The sequence below is a fragment of the Serratia sp. BNK-12 genome (assembly GCF_047456085.1).
Taxonomy (GTDB): Bacteria; Pseudomonadota; Gammaproteobacteria; order Enterobacterales; family Enterobacteriaceae; genus Serratia; species Serratia liquefaciens.
Map to the genome: position 1 here is coordinate 2,041,453 of NZ_CP179896.1, position 16,983 is coordinate 2,058,435.

Below are 16,983 nucleotides of genomic sequence, written 5' to 3' on the forward strand. Positions count from 1 at the left end.
CATGCAATTTTTAAATCAATTCTTCTTCGATATTTACCCCTATCTGGCGGGAGCGATTTTCCTGATAGGCAGCTGGTTGCGTTACGATTACGGGCAGTACAGCTGGCGTGCCGGCTCCAGCCAAATGCTGGATAAAAGGGGCATGCGGTTGGCTTCCAACCTGTTCCATATCGGTATTTTGGGTATTTTCGCCGGGCACTTCCTCGGCATGCTGACGCCGCACTGGATGTATGAAGCCTTCCTGCCGATCGACGTGAAACAGAAACTGGCGATGATCGCCGGCGGTGCCTGCGGCGTGATGACGCTGGTTGGCGGGGCGCTGTTGCTGAAACGCCGCCTGACCAACCCACGAGTGCGGGCCACCAGCAGCTTTGCCGACATCATGATCCTGACGCTGTTGGTGGTGCAGGTGTGTTTAGGGCTGCTGACCATTCCGTTCTCCGCCCAGCATATGGACGGCAGCGAAATGATGAAGCTGGTGGCCTGGGCGCAGGCGGTGGTGACCTTCCACGCCGGAGCGTCACAGCATTTGGCCGGCGTTGCGTTGATCTTCAAATTGCATATGGTGCTGGGCATGACGCTGTTCGTGCTGTTCCCGTTCTGCCGCCTGGTGCATATCTGGAGCGTGCCGGTGGAATACCTGACCCGTCGCTACCAATTGGTGCGTAACCGCCGCTAAAGGCAATTGGCCCTGAAAAAAAGCCCATCTGGCGAAATGAACTTCACCGATGGGCTTTTTTATGGCTGATGGGATTATTGATAGCTCAGGTTGACCTGCACAACGCTGCTGAATGTGCCGCTGCCGCTCAGGCCCTTGGGGCTGTAGATCCGCGCGGCCAGTGGAAACGCCGCTTTGCGGGCGCTGTCGATAGTCACGGACAGGCTGGCGTTATTGGCCAGTATCAGGCTGCCGTCGGCCTTACTGAGCTGCAAGGCCACGCCGGTTGCGGTTCCGCTGCTGATAAAGGCGTTACTGTCAGCGCTGTCTGGCGTGCCGGTGAAAGTCACGGTGGCCGTGCTGGTGCTGGGGGGGCAACTGCTCAGCGTCAGGCTGAAGGGCTTCCAGGGGCTACCGGTGCCGGCCTGCTGCAGATCTCGCCGTTGAACCTTACCCAAATCCAGCGTCTGGTTGACGCTGGCATCCACCGTGCACGGCATGGCCGTGATTCTGCCGCTGATGGTGACTTCTGCGGCCGGCAACGATGGCCCCCAGACAGCGCTGAGCAACGCCAGCGTAATAATGCGGGTTTTCATCGGATAGCTCCTTGCAACTGAATTATTGGTAGGTGAAGGACACGATGATATTGCCGCTGACGGTGCCGGGCGTCGACGCGCCTATAGCGTAAATCTGAACCTTCTGGGAAAATTTTGCGGTGCGCGCCACGCTATCGACGGCTACTTGCCGGGTGGCGTTAGGCCTAATCTCGACACCGGCGCTATCTAGCAGGTAGAGAACCACCTGGGTCGCGCTGCCGGTATTTTTGAAACTGTTTGCTGACAAGGGCGAAACCTCGCCGCCATAGGTGGCGGTGACTTTGGTGACACCCGCCGAGCAACCTTCCAGATCCAGGTCAAAATCCACAAACGGGCTGGTGTCGCCATTTTTTGCTAATTTAAGCACATCAATATCCGGTAACAGCACGCTGAATGAGCTGCCGCTTTTCACGGTACAGGAGCTGGCAACGACGTTGCCGCTGATATTGACCGCCACGGAATCGGCCTGCGTCAGCGGGGATATCAGCAGGCCGGTCAGCCCCAGCCAGAGCAGGGTGTTACTCATCATGTTAGGCATATCCATTTCCTTGGGTTCCATACGCTAGACGCACCATTATTGATAGGTGATATTCAGGGTGGCGCTGCTGTTGGCTTTGCCGGGCGTCACCACTTTATTGGTCTGGTAATAGCGCGCGGTGAACGGCAGGGTTTCCTGGCCGCCAGGGGTGGTTTTCAGCACAATATTGTTGTTGATTTTCAGCGGGGTGCCGCCGTACAGCAGCTGTACGCCCATGCCGCCTGCGGTGCCGGCTTGCCCGGTGTTGGTCAGGGCCAGCACGCTGGTGTCGGTGGTGTCGCTGTTCTGGGTGCCGGCCAGGGCAACGTTGATTCTGGCGTCTTTATCGCAGGTCAGGCCGACATCGAAGCTTTTGTCGCCGACGGTGGTGCCGATAGCGGTGAATTTGATGTCAAGAACGTCGCCCAGCGGAACATTGATGCTGGTGCTGTTGAGGGAGCAGGCGACGGAGGTGATGTTATTGACCCCCGTTGCTGTCAGGCTAGTAGCCGTCCAGGGGGGCTCGGCGGCGGGGGTAACGCTGACCTTAGCCCAGGTGCCTGTTGTCAAATGACCGGATGATGTTGGCCCAGTTTTAATTAACTCAATCAGCCAGATAACCTGCGTTACGTACCAAACATTGCCAGTATTAGGACCTGCTGTTTGGTTGGCTATGTACACCAAGTCAGTGAGGGGCGGAGTTTGCCGAAAACTGAGCCGGACTCCGATGCCCGCAACATTGGTGGCGGCAATGCCGTTGAGCGGGATCCAGCCATTGGTATAATTGACTGAGAATATTGACCCCTGACAATAGCCATCCGTTACATTTTCCCTTGAAGTATTGATAGCCACCATTTTACTGGCGAGCACAGTGCCTAAAGGCGTGTCTCGTTGGATGATGACATCGCCAAAACTGACGGTTTGCTGCTTGTCTTTCCAGCCATTAACCGGGCTGCAGGCTGTCACTCGGGTACTGCTCATTCCCCCTAACCCCAGTATGCAGAGAATTAACAAGGACGGGACTGGCCCCCTTTTTTGTTTTGCCCCGTTTTTCCCAGGTAACGTTTTCATTTTTCCTCTCATTGGCATACTCCATTGGTTTGCACTACCCCGCCCGGTTGCGGTGCGCTGGGCAACCGGTAATCCACCCGGCACTGTTCAGCACTGCCATTGCCCCATTTCACCTGCAGGCGGCCCTGCGGACTCAGGCCGCTCAGGTACACCTGGCCGCCGTCGCCGACGATGCTGCCCTGCGTTGCGTTGGGTTCGGCATCGCTCACCGTGGCACCGAACGGCACCGGCTGCCCGTTGGTCCGCAGCAGGGTTATCAACGCCCGCGCGCCGACCCGTGGCCGGAAGTCCGCCCGCACCAGCGCACCGCGCGTTGGCGTCACCCGCTGGCTGCTCTGCGGCAGGTCCACCTCGTCCGGCAGCGTCTCCGGGCTGAGTGCCACTTCGCTGCGCCGGTAGGCGGACAGGTACGGCACCAGCGCATAGCCGCGCCAGTCGGTGCGCACCCCGGTTTGGTTGGTGACTCTCGCCCCCGCCGCCCCCGGTGCCGCCACCAGGACGGCGGTTTCCCCCAGCGGTTGGCCCAGCGTGATGCCGTTGGCGTGTGCCACGAGGCTGCCGCTCAGGCCGTAATTCAGCCGGCGAGTGTTTTTGTCATAGCCGTAACCGCTGGTCATTTCACCGTAGGTGCCGCGATAATTGACAGTGGCGTTGCCGCCATAACCCTGCTCGCGCGTGCCATAGGTTTGCTGCAGGCCCCAGCTCAGGTTGTTGTCCGCCAGCGCCATGCCGCTGACCCCCAGGTTGTGGCTGCTGGCCCCGCCCCGGGTGTTGTTCAGGCTGTAGTTGACCCAGGCGCTGTTGTTGTCAAACAGGCTGAGCGGCACGTTGAGGTTTAGGCTGATTTGCTGGTCGTTGCTGCGGGTCGTCCCCTGGGTATTGCGGTTATAGCTCCAGTTGATGCCGTAGCTGATGCCGCGCCAGCCGTTGCTGTACCCCAACCCCAGCGACGCCAGGCTGCGTTCGCTGTTCCAGTAGTCTTCGCGCACCGCGCTGAACGACAGGGTGCCGCCGTTTTGCCCCAGCTGCTGGTTCATGCTCAGCTCGGCCCGGTTGCGCCGCCGTTCGTTCATCCACAGCGGCGCGGCCCCGCTGCGCCAGCCGTCCAGGACTTCGCTCAGGGAATAAAACCCGGCGGTGGAGTAGCGGTACCCGGCGATGGCAAAGTTGGTGCCGGTTTGCACCAGGTTCTTGCTGTAGCGCACCCGCCAGGACTGGCCGCTGGCACTGGCCTTGCCCTTGGGCTGGCCGCGTGACTGGGTGATATCCAGCGAGAGCGCGCCCCAGTCGCCGAGGTTGTTGCCCACCCCCAGCGCCGCCGACTGATAATGTTGTGCCGCCTGCACCCCGCCATACAGGGTGGTGTTCCACGGCAGGCCGTAGATGGCGGTGCCCTGCACCAGGGCGCTTTTCGCCACGCTGCGGTCATAGCTGCGGTATTGCCCGCCGGTCAGGCTGTATTTCAGCCGGCCTTCACGCTGGAGTACCGGCAGGGAGGCGAAGGGCACCACCAGGTGCTGTTCGCTGCCGTCGGCCTCTTTGATGGTCACCTGCAGGTCACCGCTGCCGCCGGTGGGGTACATGTCGTTGATGACAAAGGCCCCGGGGGCGACAAAGGTGCGGTAGATTTCATAGCCGTTCTGGCGCACCACCACCTGGGCGTTGGTGCGGGCGATACCGCGCACCACCGGCGCGTAGCCGCGCAGGCTGTCGGGCAGCATCTCGTCATCGGAGGCCAGCTGCACGCCGCGAAATGGCACCCCGTCAAACACCTCGGCCGGGGCGGTGCTGTCCCCCAGGGTCAGCTGGCTGCGCAGGCCAATCAGGTTGCGCTGGGCATAGGTGTATACCGTATCCCAGCGGTCCTGGCCGTCGCTGCTGCGGCGCCAGGTGGTGTAGTTGCGCAGCCGCCAGGGGCCGGCATTCAGGCCGGGGCGCAGGTTGGCGTATTGGCTGTTACGGCTGCCGTGGTGGGTATTGTTGTTGTCACCGCTGAGGCTGTAGTTGAGTATCAGCGCGGGAATGCCCTCGTCCCACTGTGACGGTGGCACGTAGCCGCGCGGCGGCTGGGCCAGGGCCGCCTGGGGAATGCTCAGCATCAGCTGCTGGCTGTCGAACCGCAGTTGGGCCCCGGCTTGGGGGATGGCCGCCAGGTTGGTGCAGGCCGCCCCGGGGGCTCCGAGGGCCGGAAACTGGGCCACCCGCACGCCGTAGTGGGCCAGGTCGGCCAGGCTCAGGCAGGGTTGCAGCCCCTGGCCGTCGGCCCCGGCGGTAAAGGTCAGCATCCGGCTGTCGACCTGCCGGTCGTTCACCAGGATATCGACCTGATAGTCGCCCGGCAGCTGTTTGCCGTGCTCTTCGAAGGCCGCCAGGCTGCTGACGTCCCGCTGCGGGCCGTCCAGCTCCAGCAGCGCCGGGTTGAAGTAGTCCCGGGCCTGTGCCGGCAGCACCCCGGCCAGCGCCAGCGCTATCAGCAGCGCCAGCCGGCGGGGGACAGCCGCCTTCCGTTTATTCCGTTGATGTTGTCTGCTCACGTCACTTCCTTGTTAATTGGGCCCTGCTGCGCCCCGTGGGTGAGGTCTCCCGGTCGCTTACCCTTGCAGCCGGCCCTGTTTCAGCGTGCCGGGGCCGCCAAAGTCATTGATGACCCGCCAGCTCACGGCGCTGCCCGCCGCCGCCGGCAGGGTGAAGGTGGCGGTGCTGTACGGCGCGACATAGGTGGCGTCCTTCACCTCCTGGCCGTTGACCTTGAGGCTCTGGAAGTTCATGTAAAACGGCGTGGGGTTGTTGACCGCCAGCCCGGTGCCCTGGCGACGCCAGGTCAGCTGGTCGGCCTGGCTTTCCGGCACGCCCTTCAGGCCGGCCGGGCGGTAAATCAGCTTGATGCGGGTCTTGACGGCAATTTGCAGGGTATTGTCGCGCCGCTCGGTGGAGGGGATGGTTTTGACATTCAGCCAGTACAGGCTTTCGCGGTCCTCGGGCAGGGCCCCGCCGACGCGCACCACGCGCAGCACGTTCTGGCGGCCCGCATCCAGGCGGAACAGCGGCGGGGTGAGGATAAAGGGGGCCTTTTCCGTGCGGCCCGCCGGCGGCTCGACCCAGGACTGGATGAGGTACGGCATCGCATCCGGGTTATTGACGCTGAGGGAGGACTCTTTCTTGTCCCCCTCGTACACCAGCCGGGTGGCACCGACCACCACGCCGGCCTGCGCCAGGCTGCTGACCATCATCACGCCGCTGCACAGCGCGGCAAACCGGTATTTCATGCTGGAGTCTCCAGAAGGGGGAAGGTCAAGCCAGGACGGCCGGGGCCGCCCTGGCAGAACAATCAGTTGTAAACGATGGTGAAGTTGGTGGTGGCGTCGGCCGTACCCGGACCGACGGTGGCGGCGGTGGAGATATAGCGGGCGGTGAAGTCCAGATTGTTGGTGATGTCTTTAGTGACATCCGCTGAGTCGCCCTTGGCCAGGGCATAGCTGCCGGACAGGCCGCGAATAGGCACCGCTTTGCCGTCCTTGTCAGAGATTTGGATCCCGACCCCGGTGGCCGTGGCGCCGGCGGTCAGGGCCAGCACCTTGTCATCGCCGCTGCTGGGGATACCGTCGAAGTTGACGCTGGCGCTCAGGGCTGACGGGCAGGATTTGACCTTCAGGGTGAATTTGGTGGCCGGGGCGGTGGTGCCGGCGGCGCTGAAGGATGTGGCGCTGATTTTACCCAGCGGCACCGTCAGGGCGGCACCGCCCATGTCGACCACGCAGGCGGTAGCGGTGATGGAGCCGGTGAAGTTGATGACGCCGTCGGCGGCGAAGGCCGCAGAGGCGGACAGGAAGGTGGTAGCAGCCAGGGTGGTGACCAACAATGTTTTTTTCATGAGCATAATTCCTTAATGCCTGTGACTCAGCACAGCGTTTCCATTAACCCATTGACCGGGTTCCCTTTTTTGTCGTTTGGCCGACCTGTTTTTCCCTGATAAAAAGGAGACATTTTGAACCAAAGTGTTGCATTAAGTGTTTCATGTGGTAAGTGGCGTCATTACACTCAACGGACAGCATGAAACACCACTAACGTCGAATATTTGGCATAGATGGCCGGGTCTTGACTATGGGGGCGGGGTGGTGTCGACATAAGAGGCAGCAGGGGCTGGTGCTTAAATATTCATTAGGGGAATTGAATGAGTGGTAAATATCATGGTAACTGATTGATACTGGGTAATTTGAGGGTATGACTCACAGGAAGGGAAAACAGATATTGACTTTTTTTCAGGGGATGAATAGCTTATGTGTCAGTTTGGTTCAAAAAGTTACATTTTTTCCTCGTTTTTCCCCGGTTTTTCCTCTGGTTTTTCCTCCGGCCACAAATGTTTAAATCGTCCGGCATTGGCGGCGGTATACAGCACCGTATGCTGAATATTGCGGTGGCCCAGATAGTCTTGAATCACCCGCGTGTCGGCGCCGTTATCGGCCAGGGCATAGCCACAGGCATGGCGCAGCATATGGGGATGGGCGGCGACGCTCAGCCCGGCCTGCTTGCCGTAGGCCTGCAGCATGCGGTAAATGCGCTGGCGTGACAGGCGGTAGCCCTTTTGCGACAGGAACAGCCACTCCTGGTCCTCCAGGTTGCGGTACGACTGACGTTTTTCCAGCCAGCGGACCAGCAGGGTTTTCTCGATGGCTTCCAGCGGGTGGATGGTGGAAAGGCCGTTTTTAAGGCGGTTCATGTAGAGGCTGCCGCTGTCCATGTCCAGGTCGTTGATGCGCAGGCTATTAAGTTCGCTGACGCGGCAGCCGTGGATGAAACCCATCCAAATCAGGCAGCTGTCACGTTCGGGCGCGCGGCCAAGGGCGGCCTGTTGCAACAGGCGGTCGACCTCGGTGCGGGTCAGGTGTTTACGGTGAGCGTGGTTTTTTTGCACGGTGTGTTCTCCAAAAGACAGGGACGAGCAAGAGGCCGGCCCCTGGCGAGGCCAGTTAATAACAGATGATGCGCAGGGAGTATAGTGCAAGTTGAGTCAACGGAGGCTATCGGGGATGCGCTGAAACTCCCTGTTTTTAACGATTTTTACGATGTCTTATCCGCTTTTGGGCTCCCCGGTTGTTTTCCACCTATTCTTAATTCATCGCCCCCTGAGTGAGTTCCTGTAGATCTCCGTTCGACCTTGCTCTAGGCTGTGGCCGGATAAACAGACGTGATTTATCGGCTCAGTTAAATGAACGGAATCAATCAGTAAGAATGCCACTTAGGTTTTTCTTTATACTGATGTCAAACAAGGGTGTGGCTGAGGATAGCGGGGTTTGAATCATTAACCGCGCTTGAGAGTCGGCCAACGGAATAATGGACCACAGGCTGAACAACGATAATGACCCTAAATAGCCTTTCCCAAAGCTTATTGCCTCTTAAAATTATTGCGACTGGCGCGGCGTTGCCGCCGCAGTGCGTCGAATCCTCGGCGCTGGATCGTCGCTTGAACAAGTCGGCCGGTTACGTAGAAAAACGTTCGGGCATTATTCATCGTTTCCATGCCGACAATGATGCCAGCCAGGCCGAACTGGCCGTTGCCGCGCTGGATGATGCTCTTGCCCGCCATGCGATCCCGCGAGATTCCATCGATCTGCTGATCTCTGCCTCGGCCATCGCGGTGCAGGCATTGCCTTTCAGCGCCGCCCATATTCTTAAACTGGCACGACTGCGGCCGGGTATTGCAGGTTTTGATATCAACACCAGCTGCGTGAGCTTTATTTCCGCATTGCAGGTGGCGGCGGGGTTACTCAATACCGGCGTTTATCGGCGTATTGCCATTGTCTCTGCCGATATTGCTTCGCGCGGTATCGACTGGGAGGACGAAGAGTCTTCATTGATCTTCGGTGATGGCGCGGCCTGTGCCATTGTCGAACGCGGTGACGGGCGTAGCGGTATTTTGTCCTACCTGATGGAAACCCACCCGGAAGGCAGCGATCTGTGTGAAATCAGGGCTGGGGGGACGCGCTGTAATCCGCGTGCCGGCATGAACGACAGTGACTTTCTGTTCCATATGAAGGGCAAACAGCTGTTCCGCCAGGCGTCGGCGCTGATCGAAAGTTTCCTTGGCCGCTTGTTGTCGGCTGCGGGGCTAAACCTGGCGCAAATCGCCACCGTGGTACCGCATCAGGCCAGCCATCTCTCTTTGGAACATATGCGCAAGCGGCTGCACGTTTCCCCGCAGGCCCTGGTGGATATCTATCGGTACCGGGGCAATCAGGTGGCGGCTTCGATCCCTTCGACCCTGCACCAAGCGGCGATCACCGGCAGGCTGTACCCCGGACGTCCGGTGATGCTGATCGGCACCGCCGCCGGTTTAACGCTGGGCGGCATGGTACTGCTGCCATGAGAGTGTTGATCACCGGAGCGACCAGCGGGCTGGGGCGCAACGCCGCCGAGTGGCTGTTGGACGCCGGGCATCAGGTGCATGCCACCGGGCGTGATATCGCCGTGGGGCGGCAGTTGGCGGCACGGGGCGCCAAGTTTACCGCGCTGGATCTGACCCTCGCCGACGACGGGCAGTGTGAGCAGTTAATGGCGGGCTACGATATTGTCTGGCACTGCGCCGCAAAATCTTCTCCCTGGGGGAGTCGCCAGGCATTTTATCAAGCCAATACCCGCGTGACGGAAAAACTGGCCCATGCCGCCGGACGTTGCGCAGTGCAGCGGTTCATTCATATTTCGACGCCGGCGGTTTATTTCGATTTCAGCCACCGTCATAACGTGACCGAAGCGGATGTTTCCCCCCGCTTTGCCAATCACTATGCCGCCAGCAAGTTTGCTGCCGAGCAACGTATTGCGGCGCTGCTGCCTGATTATCCGCAAACCACCTACCTGATCTTGCGCCCTCGCGGCCTGTTCGGACCCCATGACCGGGTGATTGTGCCCAGGATACTGGCGCAGCTGCAGGGCGATAAAGGCCTGCTGCGTTTGCCGGACGGGGGTTCGGCTTATCTGGACCTTACCTTTGTGCTCAACGTGGTGCATGCGATGGATCTCGCCAGCCGTCAACCGGGTTTGCCGTCCGGCAGCATTTTCAATATCACCAACCAACAGCCGCAGCGGCTGGCCGATATGTTGCACCAGTTGCTCAACCGGCAGCTGGGCTGGCAATACGCCGTCAAAGCGGTGCCTTATCCCTTATTGTCGGGCGTTGCGGCGGGGATGGAGCTGTTGGCGCACGTCACGCGTAAAGAACCGATGCTGACCCGCTATAGCGTTGCGGCAGCCTATTTCGACATGACGCTGGATAACACCCAGGCGATAGAGGTGCTGGGTTACCGGCCACGCTACAGCCTGGAGCAGGGGATCGAACTGACGGCGCAATGGTTAAAGCAGCAGGGGATGAGCGCAGATGGCTAATATCACGACCTTTGAAATCGGTTATTGCACTCATCTGGGCTGCATGGCGCTGCGCGGTTCGGCGATGCGCACCTGTAAATTTCCTTCCCGGGCCTATCTGCTGGAAGTCGGCGAGCGCCGCTGGCTGTGGGATACCGGTTATGCCAGCCATTTTGAACATTACACCGCCAGCGGCATTTTTCGGCTTTATCGCCAGGTGACGCCGGTTTATTTCAGTCCGCAGCAGGCACTGTTGGAACAGTTGGGCAGTCTGGGGCTGAACCCAGGCGATATCGAGGCGGTGATCATTTCGCACTTTCATGCGGACCACATTGCCGGTCTGCGAGACTTCAGCAGCCTGAAGATGATTTGCTCCGGCGAAGGGTGGCAGCAAACCCGAGAGCTGCGCGGTTTTGCCGCATTGAAAAGGGCGTTTGTGCCAGGATTGATCCCGGAAGGTTTTGAATCTGTGCTGCAGTTCGTCGAGGCATTTCCGCAGCAAAGCCTGCCTGCCGCATTGGCCCCCTTCCAACAGGGCTATGTGCTGCCGGGCAGCGGTGGAGAAATTGTTATCGTGCCGCTACCGGGGCACGCCGCCGGGCACCTTGGGGCCTTTGTCCTGACCGATGCCGGTTGGACGCTGCTGGCCAGCGATGCCGCCTGGTCGCCGCTGAACTATCAGCAACTGCGTGGCCCTTCGCGGTTGGCTAACCTGATCATGGACAATCCGCGCAGCTATTACGACACCCTGGGCGCGCTCAACCAGCTCTATCTTGGCGGCGCTGCGGAGATCCGCCTGTGTCATGAGGGGGATTTATGATCCCGCTGATGACGCTATGGCACTACCTGCGCGCGCGGCGACTGCGCTTTACCCAACGGGCGGCGCTGGAGGCCTATCAGGCGCGCCAGCTGAAGCGGTTTGCCCAGCGCGTATTGGCGAACAGTCCCTATTTTCAGCCCTATAGTTCATTGCCTCTGACCGCGTGGCCAACGATGGACAAGGCGGTGATGATGGCCAATTTCGATCGGATGAACACCGCCGGTCTGCGATTGGAGGCGCTTTTGGCCTGTGCCCGGCGCAGCGAAAGCGATCGCGATTTCAGCCCTAAAGTGGGCAACTACAGCGTCGGTTTATCTACCGGTACCTCTGGGCGGCGCGGCGTGTTCGTCGTCAGCCCGCAAGAGCAGCAGATTTGGGCCGGGGGCATGCTGGCAAAAATGTTGCCGCAGGGGGTGTTTGCCGGGGAGAAGGTCGCGCTGTTCCTACGGGCCGACAACAACCTGTACCACAGCGTCAATAACCGTTGGCTGAGCCTGTCGTTTTACGATCTGTTCGCTCCCTTTGCCGAACATTTGCCGCAGATTGAACGTGAACAGCCGACGATTATCGTGGCCCCGGCCCAGGTATTGTGCGCCCTGGCTGATGCCGTTGAACGCGGCGAACTCAAGCTCAGCGTCAAAAAAGTGATTTCAGTGGCCGAAGTGCTGGAACCGCAGGATCGCCAGCGCCTGCAGCGGGCGTTTGCGCAGGTGGGGGAAGTGTATCAAGCCACCGAAGGTTTTTTGGCCGCGACCTGCAGCCACGGCACTTTGCATCTGAACGAAGAGTTTATTCATGTCGAACCGCAGTGGATCGACGAGCGGCGTTTTATCCCGTTGATTACCGATTTTACCCGCCGTACCCAACCGATAGTGCGTTATCGGCTGGACGATATTCTGGTGATGCGCGAACAGCCCTGTTCCTGCGGGCTGGCGACCATGGCATTGGATCGTATCGAAGGGCGCTGCGATGACCAACTGCTGTTACCGGCCAGGCAGGGCGCAATGCAGCGGGTCTTCGCCGACCTGTGTCGCCGCGTGATAGCCAATGCGTTGCCGGCGGTGGCGGATTATCGGCTGACGCAACGGGGCGACAGCGAGCTGCATCTGATGGCCGATTGCAGCCCGGAGGCGTTGGCGAATTGCCAACGGCAATTGATCGCGCTGTTCGAACAGCAAGGTATTGCCACGGAGCAACTGACGTGGCGCCTGCAAGCGCAGGCGATCATGCCGCAGTTTGATGCCAAGCGTCGCCGCATTGTTCGCATGCCGGAGGCCGGATGAAACTCGTTGTTTATCGCCTATGGCAGATGCTGTTGGGGTGGGGATTTGTCGGGGTCATCTACCACGGTAGCGATCGCTGGCAAGGTGCCGGCCACCTGCTGACGCCAGGTTGGGTCGACCGGGCGATCCCGTTCAGCCCGCACGCCATCTGGCTGTATCTGTCGTTTTTCCTGATTATCCCGCTGTGCTATCTGCTTTGCCCGTTAAACCGGCTAAAATGGCTCAGAAGTACCATGCAGCTCAGCGCCTTGCTGGCGGGAGCCATTTATCTGCTGTGGCCGACGACGATGAACTATCCGATCGTTCCGTCCGATTCGGTGAGCGGCGATTTACTGGCGAGGTTGATCAGCGTCGATTCGTCGCAAAACTGCCTGCCTTCGCTGCATATCGCCCTGACGGTATTGGCGGTGTGGGCAGCGGCGGAAAGCCGCAAAAAACTGCGCAGCGCGTTGCTGATCGTCTGGGGGCTGGCGATTGCCTTTTCTATCTTGCAACTGCGTCGGCACCTGTTTGTGGATTTGCTCAGTGGGGCGGCGTTGGCATGGGGCGTGGGCTACGTCTGCCGGCGAGTTCAAGGGATTGGCTGGGGCGTACGGCAGGGGGAAGAGTCATGATCGATCTGGTGATACCTATCGTGTTTATGCTGTTGGTGGTGCTGGGGGAAGCCCTGTGGCTACAGTGGCGGCGCAAGGGCAGCGTGGATTGGCATGACGTGATTTTCAACCTCAACTCCGGACATATCATGCTGTGGCTGTTTCGCGGTTTGGAGATAGCCTGCTACGGCTACGTGGCCACACATTTTAATCAAGGCTGGCTGGACGGTTGGCCGCCGGTGCTGATGTGGCTGTTTGCGATACTGGCGTGGGATTTCGGCTTTTACTGGCTGCACCGGTTACACCACCGTTTCCGCCTGCTGTGGGCGGTGCATGTGGTGCATCACCAGGGCGAGCATTTCAATCTGTCGCTGGGCGTGCGCAACTCGTGGTATTCGTCACTGACTTCGATCCCGTTCTTTATGCTGTTGGCATTGGCGGGCGTCCCGCTGTCGGTGTTCATCACCGTTTCTATCCTGCATTACAGTATTCAGCTGTTTAACCATAATTCGGTGACCCCCAAACTCGGTTTTCTGGAGCACATCCTGGTGACACCGGCGCATCATCGGGTGCACCACGTTAAAGATTTGGCCTATTCCAACCGGAATTTCGGCGGCAGCTTTATCTTCTGGGACAAGCTGTTTGGCACCTTTTGCCCGGCGCTGCCGACGGAGCCCTTTACCTATGGCGTGCGTGGCGACAAATCTTCCGCCAACCCGTTTTGGGCCAGTAACCTGCCGTTTATGCGCTACTTCAAGCTGCCTTTCCAGCCTTCGAGAAAGGGCGGGCATTTCCGCTGTTCCGCCGGCTGCCTGGTAAGCGGGGCGATGCTACTGTTCGCTCTGGTGTTGGGTTATGTTTATCGTTTTGGTTACGGGTATGGCGGGGTGACCGCCGAGCAGGCGGCGTTGTTTGTGCTGTTGGCGGCCGGGGCGATAGCCTTGGGTGGGATGGCTGAAGGTCGCCGCTGGGGCGTAGGCGTTTGGCTGTTGGTGACGTTGGCATTCTCCCTGTGGTTATTGAGCGTGCCCGATGGGCAGTCTGCTCTCTGGTGGGGCGTAGCCGGTGGCATGGTGTTGCACGGTTGCGCTGTCGCGGTCGGTTGGGGACGCCAAAAGGAGGCCGCGTATGGCTGATTTGCCGCCGCTGAGTTTCCCCGCTGCGGGGGAACAGGCGTTTCATCGGGAATTGAAACGACGGGCGCATGCTTATCTGAGCGCTCGCGACGATCACCGGTTTGCCGATGCGGCCCGTTGGGCCAAGGCCACGATTTTGCTGCTGCTTTGCGTGGGCTTCTACCTGCTCAGTTTGATGCAGCACCAGGCTCTGGCCTTTATGCTGAGTTACTTCGCTTTTGTCATGATGGGCATGTTGCTGAACGTCAACGTCAATCACGATGCTTCACACAACGCCTTCGCCCGCACGCCGTGGGTCAATCGTCTGGCCGGGCGGCTGGTGACTTTGCCGCTGGGCGTCGATCCGGATTACTGGCGAACCCGGCACGTCAGCTATCACCATGTGTATGCCAACGTCGAACATTACGATCTGGATACGGAAGAGAACGGCTTTTTCCGCCAAACCCCGTTCCAACGTTGGCGGGCTTATATGCGCTATCAACATCTTTACTGGCCGCTGATTGCCGCGCTGTCGCTGCCGTACATTGCGCTGGTGTTCGATTGGTCGGATCGCTTGGGCAAAACACCGTTGGCGACCAAGGGCGTATTGCCGGGCCGTAAGGGCTGGGCAATGTTCATTGCCGGGAAATTGTGTCACCTGTTGCTGGTGCTGGTGATCCCGTTGGTGGTGGCACAACAAAATGGCATCGGCTGGCAAACGGTACTGATTGCCTATTTGATTAGCCAAATGCTGGCCTCGTTACTGGTGGTTTTTTTGCTGTTGGGCACGCACTGGGCGCAAGCCGAATTTTATGCGGTGCCGGCAGGCAGCCAGATGCCGCAGGGCTGGTATCGGCATAACTTCGCCACCGCCTGCGACTGGGAAACTTCGCCGAAGAGCTTGCACCATCTGACCGGCGGGTTGAATTATCATCTTACTCACCATTTGTTCCCAGGCTGGAATCATCGCCATTATCCGGCGCTGGCTGCCATATTGGCTGAGACGGCGGCGCGACACGGCATGGATTATCGCTGTATCGGTTATCGTGAATTGTTGCGACAGCAGCAACGTTTTTTACGTGCTATGGGGCAGCCACCACAATGAAAATGCCGGATACCACACCGCTGCCGCCTTTGGCGTTCCAGCGAGAGGCGAGTGAGATCCATCAGGAGCTGATGCGGGCCAGCCAGGCCTACCTGGCGACGCGCGGCGATCACCGTTTTGCCGACGGCAGAATGTTCGCCAAGCTGTTGGCGCTAATACTGCTGTGCGCCGGTTTTTACGCGCTGAGCCTGCAGCAGCAACATTTCTGGGCCTATTTCGGCTGTTACGTCGGCTTTATTTTTTCCGCCATGATGCTAACGGTGAATGTAGTACACGACGCCTCGCATAATGCCGTTTTCAAACGCGCACGGTTAAATCACTGGCTTAACTTCTTTGTCAGTATGCCCCTGGGGCTGGATGCCGACTGCTGGCGAGTGCGGCATGTCATTTTCCACCACGCCTATAACAACATCGAAGGTTACGATCCGGACATTGAACCCAACGGGGTGTTGCGGCAAACGCCGTTCCAGCGCCGCAAGGCGTTTATGCGCCTTCAGCCTTATTATTGGCCGATCGTCGCGGCGCTGACTTTCCCTTATTACATCTGGTTGTTCGACTGGTTGGATCGCGCCGGTAAAACCCGCATGACGCCAAAGATGATGTTCCAGGGCCGGAAGGGGTGGGGGATTTTCCTGTTGGGCAAGCTGGCGCATTTTTCCCTGGCGCTGGCCATTCCGCTGTGGCTCACGCCGGCGACGATCGGTGTCGGCACGGTGTTACTGACCTATCTGCTCAGCCAGATGCTGTCGTCGCTGGTGTTTGTGATGCTGATTGTCGGCACTCACTGGGCCAAAGCCAACTTTTATCAGGCCCCCGAACAGGGAAGGTTGGCGCACGGTTGGTATCAGCACGTTTTTGCCACCACCTTTGACTGGCAAGCTTCACCGGCGTGGCTGGGGTATTGGCTTGGCGGGGCTAACCTGCACCTGACGCACCACCTGTTTCCCCATTGGAATCACCGCCACTACCCGGCATTGAGTCGCATCATTGAAGAGGTTGCCCCGCGTTTTGGCATTGATTATCGGGTCCTTGAACTGAGGGAGCTGCTGCGGTTACAGCAACGTTTTCTCAGCGCTATGGGGCGTAAGCCCAGCTGATCGTTGCTAAACGCAAGTCTTGCAACATATTGAATTTGCGAGACGTTACGCAGTTCACTAATTGAACAGGCCGTGCGGCTCACGTAAACTCTATCTCACTGACAGCCAGCCACAGGAGGTGGAGTATGCGCAGTTTGCCGATCCGTTTATCCAATAAGATTGATGACGATCTGAATGATATAGCCCGGCGCCATGGGATGGAGAAAACCGAGGTGATCAAGATGGCCTTTGCGTTGATAGCCATAGCCGATAAGCACTGGATGAAACAGAACGGAACGTCCCTTGGCATCGTGCGGGAGAATGGCAAAGAGTTGGAGGCCGTGGGGCGAGTCGTGGGGATCTTCCCATGAGCACCGAAAATGCAAACCTGCACGATGAGGCCGCCAGGGGGTACCTGAAGGAGATATTGGTCTTCGATGAAATGGAACGTTTGCGCTTGGCGCGTCAGGTGCTGTGCGGGATCTTCGTGATAAGCGTGGGCGTTTTTACCGCCCACGCTTATTGGGAGCAAAGCGAGCCTATCAGGCAAGTGTTCAAGCTGTTGAAAATTGGTGCGCTACCCTTGGTAACGCTGGTTATTTCCTTCTACTTCCCCAATACTTCGGCCAGATAGCGCTCAACTTATTCCGATTTCATGCCCGCGGCGGTCATCAGCAGGCGGAACATCGAGGCGACCAGGAACAGCCCCAGTACGCTGGCGCTCCAGATAATCACCAGCCAGCCAACGCGCTTCCACCAGGGGGCCGGAGCGGATGCGGTTTTATTTTGCATA

The 16,983-nt window shown here is 59.1% G+C and carries 19 protein-coding genes; 11 read left to right on the top strand and 8 right to left on the bottom strand.

What is annotated here, in order from left to right:
• Position 1: 1 nt before the first annotated feature.
• Complete coding sequence (narI, locus tag ACMGG1_RS09315) at positions 2-679, top strand: respiratory nitrate reductase subunit gamma (RefSeq protein ID WP_217331357.1); 678 nt, start codon at positions 2-4, stop codon at positions 677-679.
• 74 nt (positions 680-753) lie between these two features.
• On the opposite strand, the gene ACMGG1_RS09320 is transcribed toward narI, so the two are convergent.
• The 7 genes from ACMGG1_RS09320 to ACMGG1_RS09350 all read right to left on the bottom strand — a co-directional run bounded on the left by ACMGG1_RS09320 (position 754) and on the right by ACMGG1_RS09350 (position 7,754).
• On the bottom strand, positions 754-1,254 hold the full coding sequence (locus ACMGG1_RS09320; protein ID WP_262244059.1) for a fimbrial protein: 501 nt from the start codon (positions 1,252-1,254) through the stop codon (positions 754-756).
• Between the two features lie 22 nt (positions 1,255-1,276).
• Positions 1,277-1,792 (bottom strand): fimbrial protein, encoded by a 516-nt coding sequence (locus ACMGG1_RS09325; RefSeq protein ID WP_414161318.1) that lies wholly within the window; start codon positions 1,790-1,792, stop codon positions 1,277-1,279.
• 36 nt (positions 1,793-1,828) lie between these two features.
• Positions 1,829-2,854 carry a fimbrial protein gene (locus tag ACMGG1_RS09330; protein WP_414161319.1) on the bottom strand — a complete coding sequence of 342 codons (1,026 nt, stop codon included), beginning with the start codon at positions 2,852-2,854 and terminating at the stop codon, positions 1,829-1,831.
• A complete protein-coding gene (locus ACMGG1_RS09335; RefSeq protein WP_259217591.1) occupies positions 2,851-5,376 on the bottom strand; it encodes a fimbria/pilus outer membrane usher protein in 2,526 nt (841 codons plus the stop codon). The genes ACMGG1_RS09330 and ACMGG1_RS09335 overlap by 4 nt, the downstream gene beginning before the upstream one ends.
• A gap of 57 nt (positions 5,377-5,433) precedes the next feature.
• The gene (locus ACMGG1_RS09340) at positions 5,434-6,108 is read right to left on the bottom strand and encodes a molecular chaperone (RefSeq protein WP_259217590.1); all 675 of its coding nucleotides are present in this window, start codon (positions 6,106-6,108) and stop codon (positions 5,434-5,436) included.
• Positions 6,109-6,170: 62 nt separating this feature from the next.
• Positions 6,171-6,713, bottom strand: a complete 543-nt coding sequence (locus ACMGG1_RS09345) for a fimbrial protein (RefSeq protein WP_259217589.1) — start codon at positions 6,711-6,713, stop codon at positions 6,171-6,173.
• Between the two features lie 429 nt (positions 6,714-7,142).
• Positions 7,143-7,754, bottom strand: a complete 612-nt coding sequence (locus tag ACMGG1_RS09350; RefSeq protein WP_262244060.1) for a tyrosine-type DNA invertase — start codon at positions 7,752-7,754, stop codon at positions 7,143-7,145.
• Between the two features lie 444 nt (positions 7,755-8,198).
• On the opposite strand from ACMGG1_RS09350, the gene ACMGG1_RS09355 reads away from it, so the two are divergent.
• The 10 genes from ACMGG1_RS09355 to ACMGG1_RS09400 all read left to right on the top strand — a co-directional run bounded on the left by ACMGG1_RS09355 (position 8,199) and on the right by ACMGG1_RS09400 (position 16,824).
• The gene (locus tag ACMGG1_RS09355) at positions 8,199-9,206 is read left to right on the top strand and encodes a 3-oxoacyl-[acyl-carrier-protein] synthase III C-terminal domain-containing protein (protein WP_262255556.1); all 1,008 of its coding nucleotides are present in this window, start codon (positions 8,199-8,201) and stop codon (positions 9,204-9,206) included.
• Positions 9,203-10,219, top strand: a complete 1,017-nt coding sequence (locus tag ACMGG1_RS09360) for an NAD-dependent epimerase/dehydratase family protein (protein ID WP_414161320.1) — start codon at positions 9,203-9,205, stop codon at positions 10,217-10,219. The genes ACMGG1_RS09355 and ACMGG1_RS09360 overlap by 4 nt, the downstream gene beginning before the upstream one ends.
• Complete coding sequence (locus ACMGG1_RS09365; RefSeq protein WP_217331354.1) at positions 10,212-11,018, top strand: MBL fold metallo-hydrolase; 807 nt, start codon at positions 10,212-10,214, stop codon at positions 11,016-11,018. The genes ACMGG1_RS09360 and ACMGG1_RS09365 overlap by 8 nt, the downstream gene beginning before the upstream one ends.
• On the top strand, positions 11,015-12,301 hold the full coding sequence (locus tag ACMGG1_RS09370; RefSeq protein ID WP_414161321.1) for a F390 synthetase-related protein: 1,287 nt from the start codon (positions 11,015-11,017) through the stop codon (positions 12,299-12,301). The genes ACMGG1_RS09365 and ACMGG1_RS09370 overlap by 4 nt, the downstream gene beginning before the upstream one ends.
• Positions 12,298-12,915, top strand: coding sequence for a phosphatase PAP2 family protein (locus ACMGG1_RS09375; protein WP_115058621.1), 618 nt, complete (start codon positions 12,298-12,300; stop codon positions 12,913-12,915). Before ACMGG1_RS09370 ends, ACMGG1_RS09375 begins: the two co-directional genes overlap by 4 nt.
• Entirely contained in the window at positions 12,912-14,030 is a 1,119-nt protein-coding gene (locus ACMGG1_RS09380) for a sterol desaturase family protein (protein ID WP_414161322.1), read from the top strand. The genes ACMGG1_RS09375 and ACMGG1_RS09380 overlap by 4 nt, the downstream gene beginning before the upstream one ends.
• Positions 14,023-15,114: a fatty acid desaturase family protein gene (locus ACMGG1_RS09385; RefSeq protein WP_201896295.1), complete on the top strand. Its 1,092-nt coding sequence runs from the start codon at positions 14,023-14,025 to the stop codon at positions 15,112-15,114. Before ACMGG1_RS09380 ends, ACMGG1_RS09385 begins: the two co-directional genes overlap by 8 nt.
• Before the next feature lie 2 nt (positions 15,115-15,116).
• Positions 15,117-16,211 carry a fatty acid desaturase family protein gene (locus ACMGG1_RS09390; RefSeq protein WP_174574535.1) on the top strand — a complete coding sequence of 365 codons (1,095 nt, stop codon included), beginning with the start codon at positions 15,117-15,119 and terminating at the stop codon, positions 16,209-16,211.
• A gap of 125 nt (positions 16,212-16,336) precedes the next feature.
• Positions 16,337-16,561, top strand: coding sequence for a hypothetical protein (locus tag ACMGG1_RS09395; protein WP_020827426.1), 225 nt, complete (start codon positions 16,337-16,339; stop codon positions 16,559-16,561).
• Positions 16,558-16,824, top strand: coding sequence for a hypothetical protein (locus tag ACMGG1_RS09400; protein ID WP_414161323.1), 267 nt, complete (start codon positions 16,558-16,560; stop codon positions 16,822-16,824). Before ACMGG1_RS09395 ends, ACMGG1_RS09400 begins: the two co-directional genes overlap by 4 nt.
• A gap of 8 nt (positions 16,825-16,832) precedes the next feature.
• Here the strand turns inward: ACMGG1_RS09400 and ACMGG1_RS09405 are convergent, their stop codons facing one another.
• Entirely contained in the window at positions 16,833-16,982 is a 150-nt protein-coding gene (locus ACMGG1_RS09405; protein ID WP_071844604.1) for a DUF2474 domain-containing protein, read from the bottom strand.
• Position 16,983: the final 1 nt, after the last annotated feature.

What these genes read in the sequence shown, in the direction of transcription:
- narI (WP_217331357.1), top strand. Translation starts at nt 2, where the DNA reads ATGCAATTTTTAAATCAATTCTTCTTCGATATTTACCCCTATCTGGCG.
- ACMGG1_RS09320 (WP_262244059.1), bottom strand. Translation starts at nt 1,254, where the DNA reads ATGAAAACCCGCATTATTACGCTGGCGTTGCTCAGCGCTGTCTGGGGG.
- ACMGG1_RS09325 (WP_414161318.1), bottom strand. Translation starts at nt 1,792, where the DNA reads ATGCCTAACATGATGAGTAACACCCTGCTCTGGCTGGGGCTGACCGGC.
- ACMGG1_RS09330 (WP_414161319.1), bottom strand. Translation starts at nt 2,854, where the DNA reads ATGAGAGGAAAAATGAAAACGTTACCTGGGAAAAACGGGGCAAAACAA.
- ACMGG1_RS09340 (WP_259217590.1), bottom strand. Translation starts at nt 6,108, where the DNA reads ATGAAATACCGGTTTGCCGCGCTGTGCAGCGGCGTGATGATGGTCAGC.
- ACMGG1_RS09345 (WP_259217589.1), bottom strand. Translation starts at nt 6,713, where the DNA reads ATGAAAAAAACATTGTTGGTCACCACCCTGGCTGCTACCACCTTCCTG.
- ACMGG1_RS09355 (WP_262255556.1), top strand. Translation starts at nt 8,199, where the DNA reads ATGACCCTAAATAGCCTTTCCCAAAGCTTATTGCCTCTTAAAATTATT.
- ACMGG1_RS09360 (WP_414161320.1), top strand. Translation starts at nt 9,203, where the DNA reads ATGAGAGTGTTGATCACCGGAGCGACCAGCGGGCTGGGGCGCAACGCC.
- ACMGG1_RS09365 (WP_217331354.1), top strand. Translation starts at nt 10,212, where the DNA reads ATGGCTAATATCACGACCTTTGAAATCGGTTATTGCACTCATCTGGGC.
- ACMGG1_RS09370 (WP_414161321.1), top strand. Translation starts at nt 11,015, where the DNA reads ATGATCCCGCTGATGACGCTATGGCACTACCTGCGCGCGCGGCGACTG.
- ACMGG1_RS09375 (WP_115058621.1), top strand. Translation starts at nt 12,298, where the DNA reads ATGAAACTCGTTGTTTATCGCCTATGGCAGATGCTGTTGGGGTGGGGA.
- ACMGG1_RS09380 (WP_414161322.1), top strand. Translation starts at nt 12,912, where the DNA reads ATGATCGATCTGGTGATACCTATCGTGTTTATGCTGTTGGTGGTGCTG.
- ACMGG1_RS09385 (WP_201896295.1), top strand. Translation starts at nt 14,023, where the DNA reads ATGGCTGATTTGCCGCCGCTGAGTTTCCCCGCTGCGGGGGAACAGGCG.
- ACMGG1_RS09390 (WP_174574535.1), top strand. Translation starts at nt 15,117, where the DNA reads ATGCCGGATACCACACCGCTGCCGCCTTTGGCGTTCCAGCGAGAGGCG.
- ACMGG1_RS09395 (WP_020827426.1), top strand. Translation starts at nt 16,337, where the DNA reads ATGCGCAGTTTGCCGATCCGTTTATCCAATAAGATTGATGACGATCTG.
- ACMGG1_RS09400 (WP_414161323.1), top strand. Translation starts at nt 16,558, where the DNA reads ATGAGCACCGAAAATGCAAACCTGCACGATGAGGCCGCCAGGGGGTAC.
- ACMGG1_RS09405 (WP_071844604.1), bottom strand. Translation starts at nt 16,982, where the DNA reads ATGCAAAATAAAACCGCATCCGCTCCGGCCCCCTGGTGGAAGCGCGTT.